Source organism: Barnesiella intestinihominis YIT 11860, assembly GCF_000296465.1.
GTDB lineage: Bacteria > Bacteroidota > Bacteroidia > Bacteroidales > Barnesiellaceae > Barnesiella > Barnesiella intestinihominis.
Genome location: NZ_JH815205.1, coordinates 501,883 through 518,531, shown reverse-complemented (window position 1 = coordinate 518,531; position 16,649 = coordinate 501,883). Strand labels below are relative to the sequence as shown.

Here is a 16,649-nt window from a genome sequence, read left to right as displayed (position 1 = left end):
ATTTATACACATGAATGCACAATATAAGAAAGGTTTTGTCTATTTTATATGCCTTGTATCCGCAATGGGCGGATTGTTATTCGGTTACGACTGGGTAGTAATAGGCGGGGCGAAGCCGTTTTATGAACCGTATTTTGGAATTACCGATGATAACACGATGCGGGCCGTGGCGATGAGTGTGGCTCTGCTGGGGTGTCTTGTAGGAGCTATGATAGCAGGGGTACTGGCCGATAAATATGGACGGAAACGTCTGTTGATAGTTGCGGCTTTGGTATTCTTTTTTTCTTCGCTAAGTACCGGCATGGCGGATTATTTTGTGATTTTTGTCATATCGCGTTTTATCGGAGGAATAGCTATTGGGCTCGCAGCCGATGTCTCTCCTATGTATATAGCCGAGATTGCACCGAGAAGTGTGAGGGGCAAGCTGGTTTCACTCAATCAGTTAACTACTGTGCTGGGGATATTGTCAGCTCAAATCGTCAATATGCTTATCGCAGAATCAGTCGCTCCTGATGCTACCGTAGCGGATATTGCAGCCTCTTGGAATGGAACAATGGGGTGGCGATGGATGTTTTATGCGGTCTGTTTTCCTTCGTTCCTCTTTTTTGTTTTAGTCTTTTTTATTCCTGAAAGCCCTCGTTGGCTGATTCAAAAAGGAAATGAGCGTCAGGCCATGATTGCATTGGAACGGATAGGCAATCGAGAATATGCATTGGCTGAGTGTGCCGGTTATCGCGAATCGGATGCAGAAGCGAAGAAACATGGTAAGGGAGCGGTCAAACAGCTATTTTCGAAAAAAATGCGTCTTGTGCTATCCATAGGGTTGGTTATTGCCGTATTTCAGCAATGGTGCGGAATCAATGTCATATTTAACTATGCACAAGAGATATTTCAAGCGGCAGGTTATGGTGTATCCGATATTTTGATGAATATCGTTGTTACAGGCATCGCCAATCTTATATTTACATTCGTGGCTATTTTTACGGTAGAGAAGCTCGGTCGTAAAAAATTGGTACTGATAGGCTCTGGCGGTTTATTATTTATTTATAGCATTCTGGCATGGTGTTATTTCGTTCATGCAAGCGGTATATTCATGATTATACTGGTTGTGTGTGCGATAGGATTGTATGCCATGTCATTAGGTCCTATTGCATGGGTGTTGCTTTCAGAGATATTTCCCAATGCCGTGCGTGGGGTTGCTATGGCGGTTTGTACAGGCGCGTTGTGGGTAGCTAGTTTCTTATTGACCTACACCTTCCCATTCCTCAATTCGGGATTAGGAACAGGGGGAACATTCCTGCTTTACACCTTTATTTGCCTATTGGGATTCCTCTTTACACTCAAATATATTCCCGAAACAAAGGGTAAATCACTTGAAGATCTTGAAAAAGAATTAGTTAAATAAAGCGATAAAATCAACTAGACATGAAAACACTTAGAAGACAAATGCTGTGTTATTTGCTGCTTTGTTTTGCAGTAACAACTTATGCCGAGGAGACGATATCCATAAATACGGATAATACCTCGTTAATTTATAAAGTAGATAAGGATAAAAAACTGAGACAAGTCTATTTTGGATCTTTTTTAGATGCGAAAGAGGCAGAGGCAACACAGGTTACGAAAGCCGAGGCTTATCCTACCTTCGGAACCTCTTATGTCAATGAAGCGGCTTTACGTGCAGTGCATGGTGACGGAAATACTTCTACTGAACTCTATTTCGAGGGTGTGGAACAAAATAAATTGAGCGATGATATAACCCAAACGATTATTACGCTTAAAGATGGTTATTTCCCGTTCACGGTGAAACTTTGTTTCAAATCGTATGCTCAAAATGATGTGATAGAGCAATGGAGCGAAATCAGTCATACCGAGAAAAAGCCGGTGACACTTTATAACTATGCTTCATCACACTTGTTTTTCAACGAACCGTCTTATCATCTCACTCAATTCTGTGGTGAGTGGGCAATGGAGATGAACATGGTCGAGACTCAATTATCGAGAGGGGTGAAAAATCTTGAATCGAAATTGGGTGTGCGTTCCAATCAGCATTCGCATCCCTGTTTTTATCTTTCACTCGATGGTAAAGCTCAGGAAAAGGCAGGTCGGGTCGTAGGAGGAACATTGGCATGGCCGGGTAGCTATCGTCTTTCATTCGAAGTCGATCATCGTGAGAATTTACATATTATATCGGGAATTAATCCTTATGCTTCACAATATATACTTAATCCTAAGGAGGTGTTCAGAACTCCGGCTTTGCTGTATTCCTATTCGTCTAAGGGTACAGGAGACATTTCGAGACGTTTCCATCGATGGGCGAAAAAATATGGTATATATCGGGGCGATAAGACCAGAACTACTTTGTTGAATAATTGGGAAGCAACTTACTTCAATTTTAATGAAGAGGTTTTGAGTGGTATTATTAAGGATGCGGCAGACATGGGATTCGAACTTTTCTTGCTCGATGACGGGTGGTTTGCTAATAAATATCCTCGTGATAATGACAAAGCCGGTTTAGGTGACTGGGATTGTAACAAAAAGAAACTTCCCCATGGGTTGGGCTATTTGGTGAACGAGTCGAAGAAAAAAGGTATTAAATTCGGTATATGGCTCGAACCCGAAATGGTTAATCCCAAAAGTGAATTGTATGAAAAGCATCCCGATTGGGTAATCGGGCAACCGAATCGACCGCTCGATTTAAGTCGTAATCAGTTGATTCTCGATCTTTCTAATCCCAAAGTGCAAGATTTTGTTTTCGGGGTGATAGATAAAACGCTGAGCGAAAATCCCGGTATTGCCTATATCAAATGGGATTGTAATCGCTTTGTTACGAATTCGGGTTCTTATTTCTTATCCCCCGAGAAACAGTCTCATCTTTGGATCGGTTATGTGCGGGGATTATTCTCGGTTCTCGATAGGGTACGTGCCAAATATAAAGATGTTTCTATGATGTGCTGCTCTGGGGGAGGCGGTCGTATAGATTATGGGACTCTTCCCTATTTCGATGAGTTTTGGATTAGTGATAATACCGATGCCCTCGACCGTATTTTTATACAATGGGGGACTACTCAGTTCTTCCCTTCTATGGCACTAGCCAGTCACGTATCGGTTGTTCCCAATCACATCACAGGTCGTATCGTTCCCTTGAAGTTCCGTTTCGATGTGGCGATGTCTGCCAAATTGGGTATGGATTTGCAACCCAAAGATATGACCCCCGAGGATAAAGAGTTCTCGAAAAATGCGATTAAAGACTATTACAGTATCCGCTCAATTGTACAGTTCGGTGATTTGTATCGCCTACTTTCTCCATATGAGAATAAACGTACGGCTATGATGTATGTTACCGAAGACCAAAATGATGCTGTATTGTTCACATATCTTTTGAAGAAAAGTATCAACGGGAATACACAACCTTTGATTCTCGAAGGTCTTGACCCTGATAAAAATTATCGGGTAACGGAATTGAATAAAGAGACCAAAGGATATTCGTGGTTTACGCCGTTGGACGGAAAGGTATTTTCGGGCGACTATCTGATGAAATATGGCCTTCGCTTCACGATGTATAATGAATACGATAGTAAGGTGATACGCATTACGGCTGAATAAAACTAAATATATAGCATGAATAACACTAATTATTTTACATTATGAACAGGTTGAAATTATGTTTTATCACTTTGCTTTGTGTCCTACCGTTGTTCGGTTCGATGGCACAAAGTGTAAAAATTGAGGGTTCGGTTCGAAATTCTCAAACAGATGAACTATTGCCGGGTGTTAATGTAATGGTAAAAGGAGCGTCTATCGGTGCAATGACAAATATCGACGGTGCGTTCTCTATTACCGTTCAAAAGGGTTCTGTGCTTGAATTTTCTTTTATCGGATATGAGAAACAGGAGTATGGGGTAAAAGGAAATGCCAAAATTCAAGTAGAATTGAACCCTGTGGGAATCGCGATGGACGAGGTAATCGTTGTAGGTGCTTCCATGAAGAAAAGCGATTTGACAGGATCGGTCGCTAGGGTGACCGATAAAACCTTACAACAGATCCCTACCGCCGATTTGAATACTGCATTGCAAGGGAAAGTTGCTGGTGTATTTATCCAGAATAGTGCAAAACCCGGAGAGGCTGCCAGCATTAAGATTCGGGGAAATAACTCGATACAGTATGGAACCTCTCCTATTTATGTCATAGACGGTTTGTTGGTCGATCAAGGGTTCGAGATGCTGAATCCCAATGATATAGCTACTATCGACGTATTGAAGGATGCTTCGGCGACTGCTATTTATGGAGCTCGCGGCGCAAATGGGGTTGTTGTAATTACCACTAAAAAAGGGCAAAAAGGTAAGGCTCGTGTTACTTATGACGGTTGGTATGGCTCGCAAAGTTTCAGCAAAGAGATGCCATTGATCAATGGCTCTCAATTGCATGACCTCCGCGTAGAGGCATATATCAATGAGTTTAATAATACGACTAATTTACCGCCTGCCCGACGAGAAAAATACATAAAGGATAATTTCTTATCGACAACGGTTCCACCTAATACGATTTTTACAGAAGATGAAATGGAGGCTTACTTGTCGGGAAAAACGTATAATTGGCTTGATGCGGTTACTCAAAATGCATATCAGCAAAATCATGCGGTAAGTTTTTCTGGAGCTGGTGATAAGGGTTCTTACTTCATGAGTTTTAACTATAATCAGCAAGAGGGCTTAATGAAAAATGTAAGCTATGAGCGTTACACAGGTAAAATCAATCTCGATCAGATGGTAAAGCCTTGGTTGAAGGTAGGAACTAATACAACCTTCGTTTATCAGGTGGGACATCCTGTTGCAGATGACAATACTTTTCCTGTGGCGCTTAGAGCAGATCCTCTGTTACCGATATCAGGTGAATATTGGTATATGAAATATGGCACAGAAGAGAGCCAGAGCAATAATAATCCTATCAGGGACTTGAATGTGGTCAGAGATGCGAATCAAGCTCGTCTTATGAGTTCTAACTTTATCAATATCAATCCAATAAAAGGACTTGATATACGTTCGACCTTTTCTATTGATTATATGAGTAAAGAAGACTATACCTACTATTCTACCGAAACGACACAGTCCTATAAAGCGTCAGCCGATGGGCAGGCTAAACATCGTAAGGATAAAATGTTGAATTGGCAGTGGGATAACACGGTTTCATACAAAACATTAATTAAAGAGAAGCATAGGATATCGGCTGTTTTGGGTGCTAATATGTCTTATTACAGTCAAAATTGGAATAGTCTTGATGTGAAGGGTTTTGGTAATGACTTTTTCTCATATAAGGCAATAGCCGGAGCTTCGAAGAAAGAGGATTTCGGCGTTAATTCAGATTTTTGGACTTACTCTATGGCTTCTGTATTCTTGCGTGCGGGATATGTATACGATAGTCGCTATTATGTCACGTTTACAGGTCGTTATGATGGTTCATCTAAATTCGGAACCAATAATAAATGGGGATTCTTCCCTTCGGTATCTGCTTCGTGGAATATTACAGGAGAGGAGTTCATGCAGTCGCAGAATGTCATTAATAACCTAAGACTTCGGGTAGGCTATGGTTTGGCTGGTAATCAAAATATTCCCAACTATGGTTACCAAACGCTTTATGATGTAAGAGCTACTCTTGGTACGAGTGCGTTGATTAACTGGGGACGGTATGGTAACCCCGATTTACGCTGGGAAAAGCAGAAACAAATTAATGTGGGATTGGACTATGGCATGTTTAACGATCGCTTGAGCTTTACGCTCGATTTATTTCATATTGATAACGAGGATTTGTTGATGACCATTAGTAAGTCGCCGTCTTCGGGATACCTTGATCAATTAGCCAATGTAGGCACGCTTCGGAATAGAGGTATTGAATTTTCGATAAATGCCACTCCTATTCGTACAAAGGACTGGAATTGGAATATCGGATTTAATATTTCTGCCGATCGCAATAAGATTATCAAATTGGACGGGCAGGCTCAGGAAATCTATAAATTAGGTGGTATGTCGAATAACGAGATACAGACCGAGGGTAACTTGTTTGTGGGTGAGTCGTTGAATACGATTTATATGTATCTGTTCGACCGGATTATACAGGAGTCGGATATGGATTATGTGAACTCTCTCGAATTGGGTTCTCGAACGGCACAACCCGGAGATATTTTGCCGTTGGATAGAGATCATAACGGCATTATTAATGATAAGGACCGTACGGTCGTGGGGGTTAAAGACCCTAAATTCTATGGTGGTATCCATACGACTGTAAGTTGGAAAGGTTTGGAATTGACGCTTGTCGGGAATTATTCGTATGGAGCCAAGAAAACGAGTTTCTTGTATAATTCATTGGTTACCAGTGATGGAAGAAGTGCAGCTCATAAAGATATATTGAATCGTTGGACACCGGAGAATACGAATACATTGATACCGAGAGCTTATCATGCGTTTAGCGGATTTGGGTACGGCAGTACGAGCCTATGTTTGCAAGATGCCTCGTTCTTCCGGTTAAGTTCGGCTACGTTGGCTTATACGTTCCCTCGTAAATTGATCAATAAGATTTACCTTGACAATCTTCGCATCTATTTTACGGGAAGTAATCTCTTTACTGCGACGAAATACAAAGGATTCGATCCTGAAACCGGGGATTGGTATCCCAATACGCGTATGTATGTTGTCGGTCTAAATATATCATTCTAAGAAATTAAAAGTTAGGAATATGAAAACTAATAGATATATCGTTATAGCGTTGCTTCTGTCGATTTTTGTATCGTCTTGCGAAGACGGTTTTTTGAAGCAAGATCCGCAAACCAGTTTGTCGAGCGAACAGGTTTTTGAAAAACCAGAGAATGTGCAAGCTTTTGTTTATGGGCTGTACTATCAATGGCGTGCGACTCGTGTGAATCGGAAAGGTTTTTACACGATTTTAGGAACCGATGAGGCTCAGCAGGGTGAGTATCAGGTAAGGACAAATGCTATGCAGGCGGCGTTCGATAAATATGACGGATATTATGATTCTGAAAATACTTCTATTGCAGAGGCTTGGAATATTCGTTGGCCGGTGGCTGTGCAAGCAAGTGAGGGGTTATGGCATATCGATCGATTGTTGAAATCTGCTTCTGCCGATGAAGCCGAGCAGTATAAGGTGTTCTTGGGACAGATATCTTTTTATCGGGCATGTATTCTTTTTGAGTTGACTCAATATTGGGGCAAATTACCATTGCCCAATATCGTAGACGGCCAGAATCAGTTGGGGCCGCGCAAAGAATTGCAAGAAGTCTACAAGATGATTACAGATGATTTGAAGGTATCTCTTACTTACTTGTCGGAAAAAAGAGCGGCCGATGGACGTATCCCTACGATTTGGGCCGCAAAAATGTTGTTGGCGAAGGTATATATGTCGGCTCCTGTGGAGTCAGGATATAGAGATTTCGGTGAAGCGCAGATTTTGCTGGAAGATTTGAAAAGCAGAGGCGGATTTGTTCTTGAAAACAATTATGCCGATTTGTTCGATGCCAACAAAGTAATGGGAAATTTACCGTCTCAGGCCAGTACAGAAGAAATATTCACGTTTTATTTCAATAATGTATGGCCCGATTCTAACGAGGCTCAATGGTATGCAGGCACTCGTGCTTGTTCCGGAGATCCCAATTGCATGTATGGAGGATATGATTTTGTTTTACCGACTGATTATTGCGTGAATATATACGAGCCGGGAGACTTGAGAAAAGATGCCAGCATACGCTCCGATTTTATTTATAAGGGCAAACAGCCTGTTCCATCTGCTGGTTTTGGAGAAGACCAATTGAAGCCCCATTTCAAAAAGTTTGAAGATGTGCGTATCGATGGAACTAAGTCTTTTTATTATACGGGTGGAAATATGTACTACTTCCGTTATGCCGATGCGTTGTTGATGTTGGCCGAATGTATGAACGAGACAGGAAATACGTCAGGTGCTGTTACATTGGTGAATACGACTGTTCGCTCTCGTGCTTTCGGTGGAACGGTTCCGGCTCAATATGTTTGGGACACGGGTATGTCTGCCGAAGAATTCCGCACGAAAATACTCGATGAGCGTATGCGTGAACTCGCTTGCGAGGGTTGGCGGCGTATGGACCTTGTGAGGACCGGACATTTTGAAGAGTATGTAAAAGTGAGAAACCGTTGGCAGGCTTTGGCTCCGACTATTGGAACTCAACATCGCTTATTCCCTGTGCCTATGGTGGAAATAAAGCAAAACCCGCATTTGCAAGGTGATCAAAATCCTGGATTGAATTAAATTGATTATATATTCTCTATCGGCAGGATTAAGAGGTCTGTTCTGCCGATAGAGAAATAAAAATAGACCTCGCCATAAAAACACTTATCGAATATGAAAAAATTATTATTCTCTTTGGCTCTTGTAGGAGCTGTAATTCCGAGTTTTGCCGTAAATTCGGTAAATTGGGAAATTTTACGAAATCCGGTAGATGGGGAAAGTGGATTCCCAATGACTGCCTCTGGTCGTCAGTTGTTTGTCGATTTTAACAACGATGGCATTATGGACTATTTTATTATTGCCGGACAAGCTGACCCCAGTATGGGCTTGTTCAAAGGCAATGCCAATGGAACGTATACCGATGTTACTGCGGAGTCGGAAGACTTGTATGCCAAAAGCCAAGCTTCTGCGGTGTTCATTGATATCGATAATGATGGTAATCTCGATTTGATTACTGTCGGGAAATCCGGTAGCGATGCGTTTACCGACATATTTATGAACAGTGGTGCTCCTGATTATAAATTCGTGGCCGACTGGGATATGATAGAGGCTTTTCCCGGTCTTAGTTCCGAATCGAATGACAATGGCTCTAAGCTACTTGTCGCTTTCGATTACAATAATGACGGTTGGACCGACTTGCTTATCAACGGAAGCGCCGGTGGTGTGTGGGAAGAAATTACGGGAGGAACAGGACAAGGTCGTGTATGTGCTATTATGAAAAATAATCATGGAACGTTTGAACTATTAAAGAATCCGGTAGATGGAACAGAAAATTTCATCGGTGTTAACGGTGGTTCTATTGATGTGGCCGATTTCAACAATGACGGTTGGATGGATATTTTGGTTACAGGATATCATGATGAGTATAAATCGATAACGAAATTATATAAAAATAATGGTAATGATACGTTTACCGAAGTTACGGGGATCGACTTTGTGGGACATCAACAAGGAGAAACTGCTTTCATCGATGTAAATAATGATGGATATGCCGATATCATTGAGATCGGTCGTGATGTGAATAATGGTTGGGCCGCTTTTGGAAAGTTGTATATCAATAATCAAGATGGTACATTTACTCGTCATGAGGAAGCCGAGACCAATTTCTTCGGTGGGGGCTGTGCTTTGGCGATTGGCGATGTGAATAACGATGGGTTGAATGATTATTTCATGACGGGTTGGAATACCAATGCCACCTTTATGTATAATAATGGAGATAATTCATTTACAAAGCAGGAGCTTATTCCCGACGATGCTCGTTGCCGCGGAGGATCGGCTACTTTTGTAAATATTGATAATGACGGTTTCCTCGATATGGGTATCTTCGGTTATCGTGATGGTGGTGGGGCAGATGGTGATGGATTGGGTTCTTGGCCCGATTATATCTTATTTAATAGAGGCAACGATGGTGTTATTGCCAATGCCGCACCTGCTGCGCCTAAGAACTTTACGGCCATTTACAATGAAGACAAAGGTTGCTATGAGTTGAGATGGGAAAAAGCTACTGACGATACGACTCCGGCTGAGGCTATTCGATATAATATCTATGTCAAGACTCCCGATGGTAAAATAAATTTCATACTTCCTGCCGATAAAACCACAGGTGCGTTGAAAGTATATGGAACGCAATATCCGTTGGTTCCGACCAATCGGTATGACTTGTATATGCCTAAAACCGAAGGTGTGGAATTTGCGGTATCTGCTGTGGATAACGGCTGGTTGGCAAGTCCTTTCGTAATAAGTTCTACTTCGAGCATTGAAAATGTTTTAAGCGGAAATGATTACAAAGTGTATGCTGCCGGACAAACCGTGTATTTGCAAAACTCCTCGAACGAAGTTGCCATATTTGAAATTTTGGGTATAGATGGAAGGGCATTGGCACAATATCGTGTGGCTGCTAGTCAGAACATGAATTTCGATGTAAACGAAGGAGTTTATTTGGTAAAAGTTACCATTGGAAACAAACAAGCTGTATCTAAGATAATAGTAGGCATGTAATAGGATTTACATGGTTTGTTGCATGAAATTTGTATAATAAAATCTTAATCAGGTCGTCGGGGAAATTTTTATTTTCCCGACGATTAAAAAAACACCAATAATATGAATCGACTCACCTCCCTTTTATTTTGTGTTATCCCCCTTTCTGTATCGGCTATCACAGTACAGGAAGGAATGCTGAAATTAAATATTTCGGATACAGATGGGCAAACGGATATTTACAGAAACGAAGTATTGTTGATTTCCAAAAACCATGCTGTATTTAAGATAGACGAATCTGAATATTCTGCTCCCTCGTTGACATTTACCGGAGCAACTGTTAGTGATTATTCCGATTTATTTGGTTTGGGTAAGCGTGTAGACCTTGTGTATACGAATGAAAATCCTAAACTGAAAGCTACACATACTTATTACCTCTATTCGGGTCAAAACTATTTGTTGACTGAATTGAAAGTAGAGGCTCCCGATGTGATAGCATCGAATTATATGTCGCCTTTGACGACGACTGAGCCAACGGCTTTTCTTCCCGCCGAGAACGGAACGAACGTTGCTTTGATCGTTCCTTATGACAATGACTGTTGGGTAGCTTACGACTCTAAGGTGTTTAGAGTAGGGGCGACTTACACGAGCTATGAAGCAGGCTGCTTGTATAGCACGAAAAATAACAATGGTTTGGTATTAGGCTCTATCGAACATGATAATTGGAAAACCGGAGTCGTGTCGAAAGTCAATACTCCCAATTCTATTACGTCGCTTATTGTTTATGGCGGTATTAGCGACAATTACAGTGGAAAGACCCCTACTACCCGAGATCAACTGCCTCATGGCAAAGTGAAAGGTACAACTGTGAAGTCACCGAAGGTGATGATCGGTTATTTTGACGATTGGAGAGATGGAATGGAGGTTTATGGCGAGTTGAATGCCGTTGTGACACCTAAACGTGCGTGGGATAAAGGAACGCCGTTCGGCTGGAACAGTTGGGGAAATGCGATGTCTGATGTTTCGTATGCGATTGCTTCGAGTGTATCGGCTTTCTTTGCCGATAAACTGGCTCCCGAATTTACCAATGACAGTACCGTATATATCGGTCTCGATTCTTATTGGACAAATATCACGGCTCAAAATCGCCGTCGTTTTATTAAGGAGTGTAAAGAACGTGGACAGAGACCGGGTATTTATTGGACTCCTTTCGTTGATTGGGGAGGCAACATGAATAAAGATGTGGAAGGAACTAACGGTAAATATAAATATGGGGATATTGTACTGAAAATCAATGGACAACCAGCGCAGTTTCCCGGTGGAAATAAAGGTTGGGCATTAGATCCTACTCACATCGGCACGAAGATGCGTATAGATTATTATATAGACCAATGGATTAAAGATGGTTATGAGTTCCTGAAAATAGACTTTATGACACACGGAACGTTCGAGGCCGACTCTTGGTATGATCCAGAGGTGACTACGGGAATACAGGCTTATAATCAGGGAATGAAATATCTTTCGGACAGAATAGGTGATAAGATGTACGTGAACCTTTCTATCGCACCTCTTTTCCCGGCGCAGTATGCCAATGGGCGTCGTTTTGCTTGTGATACATATGGAACGATGAACGATACGAAATATGCGCTTAACGCATTGACACATAGTTGGTGGACCGATCGTTTCTATTGTTATAACGACCCCGATTACATGGTCTTCGGTAAATTTACGGGTAATGGGGAATATCCGTCGGGCAGAACTTATACATTGCATTCGCCGGGAGAAAACCGAGCTCGGTTCACTTCGGTGGTAACTACGGGACTATGTTTGTTGGGGGACGATTTCTTGAACTGTACAGAGGAAGCGCGTGTTCGTGCACAGTCGATTGTCAAGAATGAAGAGATAAATCGTATCGGTAAAATAGGGAAGTCGTTTCGTCCTATCGTGAACGATTATTGGGGAACGGGTCAAGCCGATGCTTTTATGCATAGAGTTGCCGATACCCTTTATGTGGCCGCATATCACTTTACTACGTCTCCGACTCAAAAAGTTTTTAATTTGAAATATAGTGATTTGGGGCTTGCCGAAGGCGTGGTTTACACTGTACATGAACTTTGGACAGATAAAAAAGAAATGACAGATAAAACAGCAAATATATTGACGTTGAAAGTGCCTCGTTCCGATGCCAGAGTATTTAAGATTTATCCTGGAACCATATCTTCGGTAGAAGAGGCTGTGGCAGATAAAGATACTAAAATCTATCCCAATCCTTGTCATGATGAACTGTATATAAATAAATTGAATAACGAAAATAACTGCGATTATGACGTGTATTCTATTGCCGGGGAGAAACTGATTTCTTTGGACGATTTCGGTGGAGACGTGATTGATGTGAATCCTCTCGCCCCGGGCAGCTATATACTGGTATCTACCGATACCGTCACGAGGAATAGATTTGTTGCTTCGTTCATTAAAGAATAAACCGTAAAGTAGTTACCGATAAACACACAAAAAAGGTGATGAGAAGATTATCGCTTTTAGGATTATTGATTTTAACCCTTTCTCCTCTTTGCCTGAGGGCAACAGAGGCGAGGGTTATACAGAATATAGATTTCGATTGGTATTTCTACCCAGCCGATATACAAGGTTGTGAGATGGATAATAGTCGTTTTTTATCTTGGCGAAAAGTCGATGTCCCGCATGATTACAGTATCGAAGGAACTTATGATCAGAAAAATGGCCGTGAAAACGGATTTTTGCCGGGTGGCGGTGTCGTTTGGTATAAAAAAGAGCTCGAATGGAATCCTTTGTGGGAAGGTAAGAAGGTATTTATCGAGTTTGATGGAGCCTATATGAACAGTACGGTTTGGCTGAACGGTTATAAGCTAGGTTTCTATCCTAATGGTTATCTTGGATTTTCCTATGATCTCACTCCTTATTTAGTGAAAGGAACTAATGTTCTGTCGGTACGATTGGATAACAGTAGATTGCCGAGTGCGCGGTGGTATTCGGGCATAGGGATTTATCGTCATGTAAATTTGGTGACGACCGATCCGGTTCATATAGCTCGATTCGGAACGTGTATCCGAGCCGAGGAGATTTCGACCGAGTCGGCTCGGATATGTATAGAGACCGAGGTGAATAGTCCAGAGGCTTGTGAGGTTCCTATCAAGTTAATTTCTGTCATTCGGGACAGCCGAGGCCGTGAAGTCGGTAGAAGTCAACGCAATGGGCAAATCAGTTGTTATCAATTGACGTCGTTTGATACGATTTGTGTCGAAAATCCTCGATTGTGGAGTCCTGATACTCCCGAATGCTACTATATGGAGAGCTTTGTAGAGAAAGAGGGTAAGATCGTAGACAATTATACGACGCGTTTTGGTATCAGAAGACTGGAATATATACCCGAAAAGGGATTTAGACTCAATGATATACCGACAAAAATGAAAGGTGTGTGCCTGCATCAAAATATGGGTGCTGTGGGAACGGCCTTGGCAGAAGATATATGGCATAAACGCTTAATACAGTTGAAAAAAATGGGGTGTAACGCCATACGTACATCGCATTATCCCTATGCTCCCGAGTTTTATGCCATGTGCGACACACTTGGTTTTATGGTGATAGACGAACCGTGGGACGGCTGGTTCCATTGGTATGGTTGTCACAAAGTGCCTTATGATTACAGCAATGACTTTCTTGATTGGTGGGAAAAAGATCTTCCCGATTTTATAAAACGCGACCGAAATTGCCCGAGCGTGGTGATGTGGAGTTTGGGAAATGAGGTTTGGGGATATGATAGGCATATGTATTTGCAGTATAAGATGAATAAGATTTTCCATGATATGGATCCTACTCGTCCTACAACGCAGGCCTATTGTACAGACCTTTATATCGATATTGCGGGATTTAATGCCAATGGCGAGTGTAAAGGAGATATATCGGATTTCCATAAAAAGCAACCGCTTAAATTGGCTGTGGGAACCGAGATCCCTCATACTCGGCAGACTCGTGGGGTGTACCGCACGATTGGAACTCGTAAACCGTGGGATAAAGATGAGGTGTTGAACGAGCATGATGCTGCCAGAGTATTCCCTCTTACGAGTTTTACGACCGAAGAGGTATTCGATGGTATAGATACTCGTTATGCTTCGAGTTATGACAATCAGACCCGCCGTATATCGGTAAGGGAGCAATGGAAACAGACTCGTGACAATGACTTTTTTATAGGACAATTTGTCTGGACAGGATTCGATTATCTGGGAGAATCGTGGGGTTGGCCCGGAAGAACCAATAACTATGGTATCATAGACCTTGCCGGTTTTGAGAAAGATCATTATTATCTGTATCAGAGTTTGTGGAGCGATGAGCCTATGGTTCATGTATTGCCTCATTGGACACATCCGGGTAAAGAAGGAGTAGAAATACCGGTGGTTGTCTATACTAACGGTGATGCAGCGGAACTGTTCTATAATGGCAAATCTTTGGGGAGGAAAGATATGCATAGAGATTCTTTGCAGATTGTTTGGAATGTGCCGTATCGTCCGGGAACCATCAAGGCAGTAGCTTATAAAGACGGGCGGGTAATCGCCTCATGCTCTCACAAGACTGCCGGAAAAGCCTACTCCTTGAAATTGACGGCAGATAGAAAAACAATGAAATCCAATCGTAAGGATGTAGTTTTTGTGACCGTCGATGTAACCGATAAGAAAGGGAATTTTGTACCCTATGCCAATGTGGACGTGGATTTTGAGGTGAAAGGCGATTATAAACTTATTGGAGTTGAAAATGGAGATGTCTTGGATATTGCACCTCATAAAGTGCTTCATAGAAAAACCTTCAATGGTAAAGCGTTATTGATATTACAAGCGACCGACAATGCCGGCAGACTGCGGATACAGGCGAAAAGCCCGGGCTTGAAATCATCGAGTGTCGAGATAAATGTTATATAGTTTTATATTCTAATTACTATATATGAAAAAAGTATTTTTGAGTGTCGCTCTTTTGGGGGTGTTGATAAGCAGCTCTTGCACGACCAAAAGCAAAAAGCAGAAAATGAATGTTATTTATATACTTGCCGATGACCTCGGGTACGGAGATTTGGGGTGTTATGGGCAAAAGATTATAAAAACTCCTAATATCGACAGGCTTGCTGAGGAAGGAATGTTGTTCACGCAGCATTATTCGGGTTGTACGGTAAGTGCCCCCTCGCGCTCTTGTCTAATGACGGGGCAGCATACGGGACATACCTATATTCGGGGAAATCAAAGTCATGGTACTGAGGGTGAAGAACCACTGCCGGGCAACACCTATACGCTTGCTCGTATGATGAAGGATGCCGGGTATGCGACCGGTGCATTCGGTAAATGGGGGTTGGGCTATCCGTGTTCAGAGGGTGATCCAACCAATCTCGGATTCGATGAGTTCTTCGGGTATAATTGCCAACGTCAGGCTCATCACTATTATCCTTATCATTTGTGGCATAATCAAGAGAAAGTGATGCTGCCCGGAAATGAGGGGAGTAAAACCGAAACTTATGCTCAGGATTTGATACAGGAAAAAGCGTTGCAGTTTATCGTTGATAATCAATCGAAACCTTTCTTTTTGTATCTGCCTTATATTCTGCCACATGCCGAATTGGTGTCGCCCGAAGATTCCATTCTTGCCATGTATAAGGGTAAAATCGAGGAAGGCAAACCTTATGAAGGTGTCGACGACATAAAGAATCCATATTATAAGTACGGAGGGTATTGTTCTTCTGAAAACCCACATGCCGATTTCGCTTCGATGGTGACTCGTTTCGATGCTTATGTCGGCGAAATTATGCAAACATTGAAAAGATTAGGATTGGATAAGAATACTATCGTATTTTTCGCTAGCGACAATGGCCCTCATCAAGAAGGCGGGGCAGATCCCGATTTTTTCAATAGTTATGGTCCTTTTCGTGGTATTAAGAGAGATATGTATGAGGGTGGTATCCGTGTCCCTTTGATTGCTTGGGCACCGGGGAAAGTGGAGGCCGGAACTTGTAGCGACCATATCTCGGCATTTTGGGACGTTATGCCCACTTTGGCCGATATTGCTGGTGGCGAAATAAAAGGTGAGTGTGACGGTATATCTTTTGCTCCTACATTATTTGGCGGGAAAGGCCAAAAACAACATGAATATCTGTATTGGGAATTTCATGAAAGAGGCGGACGCGTTGCTGTACGAATGGGAAATTGGAAAGGAGTTAAATTAAATTTTGGTAAGAATCCCCAAGCTCCTATGCAACTTTTCAATCTTGAAAACGATGTTCATGAAGATTGCGATGTGTCTGAACAGCACCCCGATATCGTGGAGCAAATGGAAATTTTCATAAAGCAGGCTCATGTGAAATCGGACCTTTTCCCCTATCCGTTTGAAAAATAAAA

General features: G+C 42.0%; 8 protein-coding genes. All 8 read left to right on the top strand.

The window, feature by feature from the left end:
- Positions 1–10 precede the first annotated feature (10 nt).
- The 8 genes from HMPREF9448_RS11140 to HMPREF9448_RS11105 all read left to right on the top strand — a co-directional run bounded on the left by HMPREF9448_RS11140 (position 11) and on the right by HMPREF9448_RS11105 (position 16,647).
- Entirely contained in the window at positions 11–1,405 is a 1,395-nt protein-coding gene (locus HMPREF9448_RS11140) for a sugar porter family MFS transporter (protein WP_008862673.1), read from the top strand.
- Between the two features lie 20 nt (positions 1,406–1,425).
- Positions 1,426–3,603 (top strand): alpha-galactosidase, encoded by a 2,178-nt coding sequence (locus HMPREF9448_RS11135; RefSeq protein WP_008862672.1) that lies wholly within the window; start codon positions 1,426–1,428, stop codon positions 3,601–3,603.
- Positions 3,604–3,644: 41 nt separating this feature from the next.
- The gene (locus HMPREF9448_RS11130; RefSeq protein ID WP_008862671.1) at positions 3,645–6,704 is read left to right on the top strand and encodes a SusC/RagA family TonB-linked outer membrane protein; all 3,060 of its coding nucleotides are present in this window, start codon (positions 3,645–3,647) and stop codon (positions 6,702–6,704) included.
- A 19-nt stretch (positions 6,705–6,723) separates the two neighbouring features.
- A complete protein-coding gene (locus tag HMPREF9448_RS11125) occupies positions 6,724–8,283 on the top strand; it encodes a RagB/SusD family nutrient uptake outer membrane protein (RefSeq protein WP_008862670.1) in 1,560 nt (519 codons plus the stop codon).
- Positions 8,284–8,376: 93 nt separating this feature from the next.
- Positions 8,377–10,260 (top strand): T9SS type A sorting domain-containing protein, encoded by a 1,884-nt coding sequence (locus tag HMPREF9448_RS11120; RefSeq protein WP_008862669.1) that lies wholly within the window; start codon positions 8,377–8,379, stop codon positions 10,258–10,260.
- 102 nt (positions 10,261–10,362) lie between these two features.
- The gene (locus HMPREF9448_RS11115) at positions 10,363–12,720 is read left to right on the top strand and encodes a T9SS type A sorting domain-containing protein (protein WP_008862668.1); all 2,358 of its coding nucleotides are present in this window, start codon (positions 10,363–10,365) and stop codon (positions 12,718–12,720) included.
- A gap of 38 nt (positions 12,721–12,758) precedes the next feature.
- Positions 12,759–15,188, top strand: coding sequence for a glycoside hydrolase family 2 TIM barrel-domain containing protein (locus tag HMPREF9448_RS11110; RefSeq protein WP_008862667.1), 2,430 nt, complete (start codon positions 12,759–12,761; stop codon positions 15,186–15,188).
- A 22-nt stretch (positions 15,189–15,210) separates the two neighbouring features.
- A complete protein-coding gene (locus HMPREF9448_RS11105; RefSeq protein ID WP_008862666.1) occupies positions 15,211–16,647 on the top strand; it encodes an arylsulfatase in 1,437 nt (478 codons plus the stop codon).
- Positions 16,648–16,649 lie beyond the last annotated feature (2 nt).

What these genes read in the sequence shown, in the direction of transcription:
- HMPREF9448_RS11140 (WP_008862673.1), top strand. Translation starts at nt 11, where the DNA reads ATGAATGCACAATATAAGAAAGGTTTTGTCTATTTTATATGCCTTGTA.
- HMPREF9448_RS11135 (WP_008862672.1), top strand. Translation starts at nt 1,426, where the DNA reads ATGAAAACACTTAGAAGACAAATGCTGTGTTATTTGCTGCTTTGTTTT.
- HMPREF9448_RS11130 (WP_008862671.1), top strand. Translation starts at nt 3,645, where the DNA reads ATGAACAGGTTGAAATTATGTTTTATCACTTTGCTTTGTGTCCTACCG.
- HMPREF9448_RS11125 (WP_008862670.1), top strand. Translation starts at nt 6,724, where the DNA reads ATGAAAACTAATAGATATATCGTTATAGCGTTGCTTCTGTCGATTTTT.
- HMPREF9448_RS11120 (WP_008862669.1), top strand. Translation starts at nt 8,377, where the DNA reads ATGAAAAAATTATTATTCTCTTTGGCTCTTGTAGGAGCTGTAATTCCG.
- HMPREF9448_RS11115 (WP_008862668.1), top strand. Translation starts at nt 10,363, where the DNA reads ATGAATCGACTCACCTCCCTTTTATTTTGTGTTATCCCCCTTTCTGTA.
- HMPREF9448_RS11110 (WP_008862667.1), top strand. Translation starts at nt 12,759, where the DNA reads ATGAGAAGATTATCGCTTTTAGGATTATTGATTTTAACCCTTTCTCCT.
- HMPREF9448_RS11105 (WP_008862666.1), top strand. Translation starts at nt 15,211, where the DNA reads ATGAAAAAAGTATTTTTGAGTGTCGCTCTTTTGGGGGTGTTGATAAGC.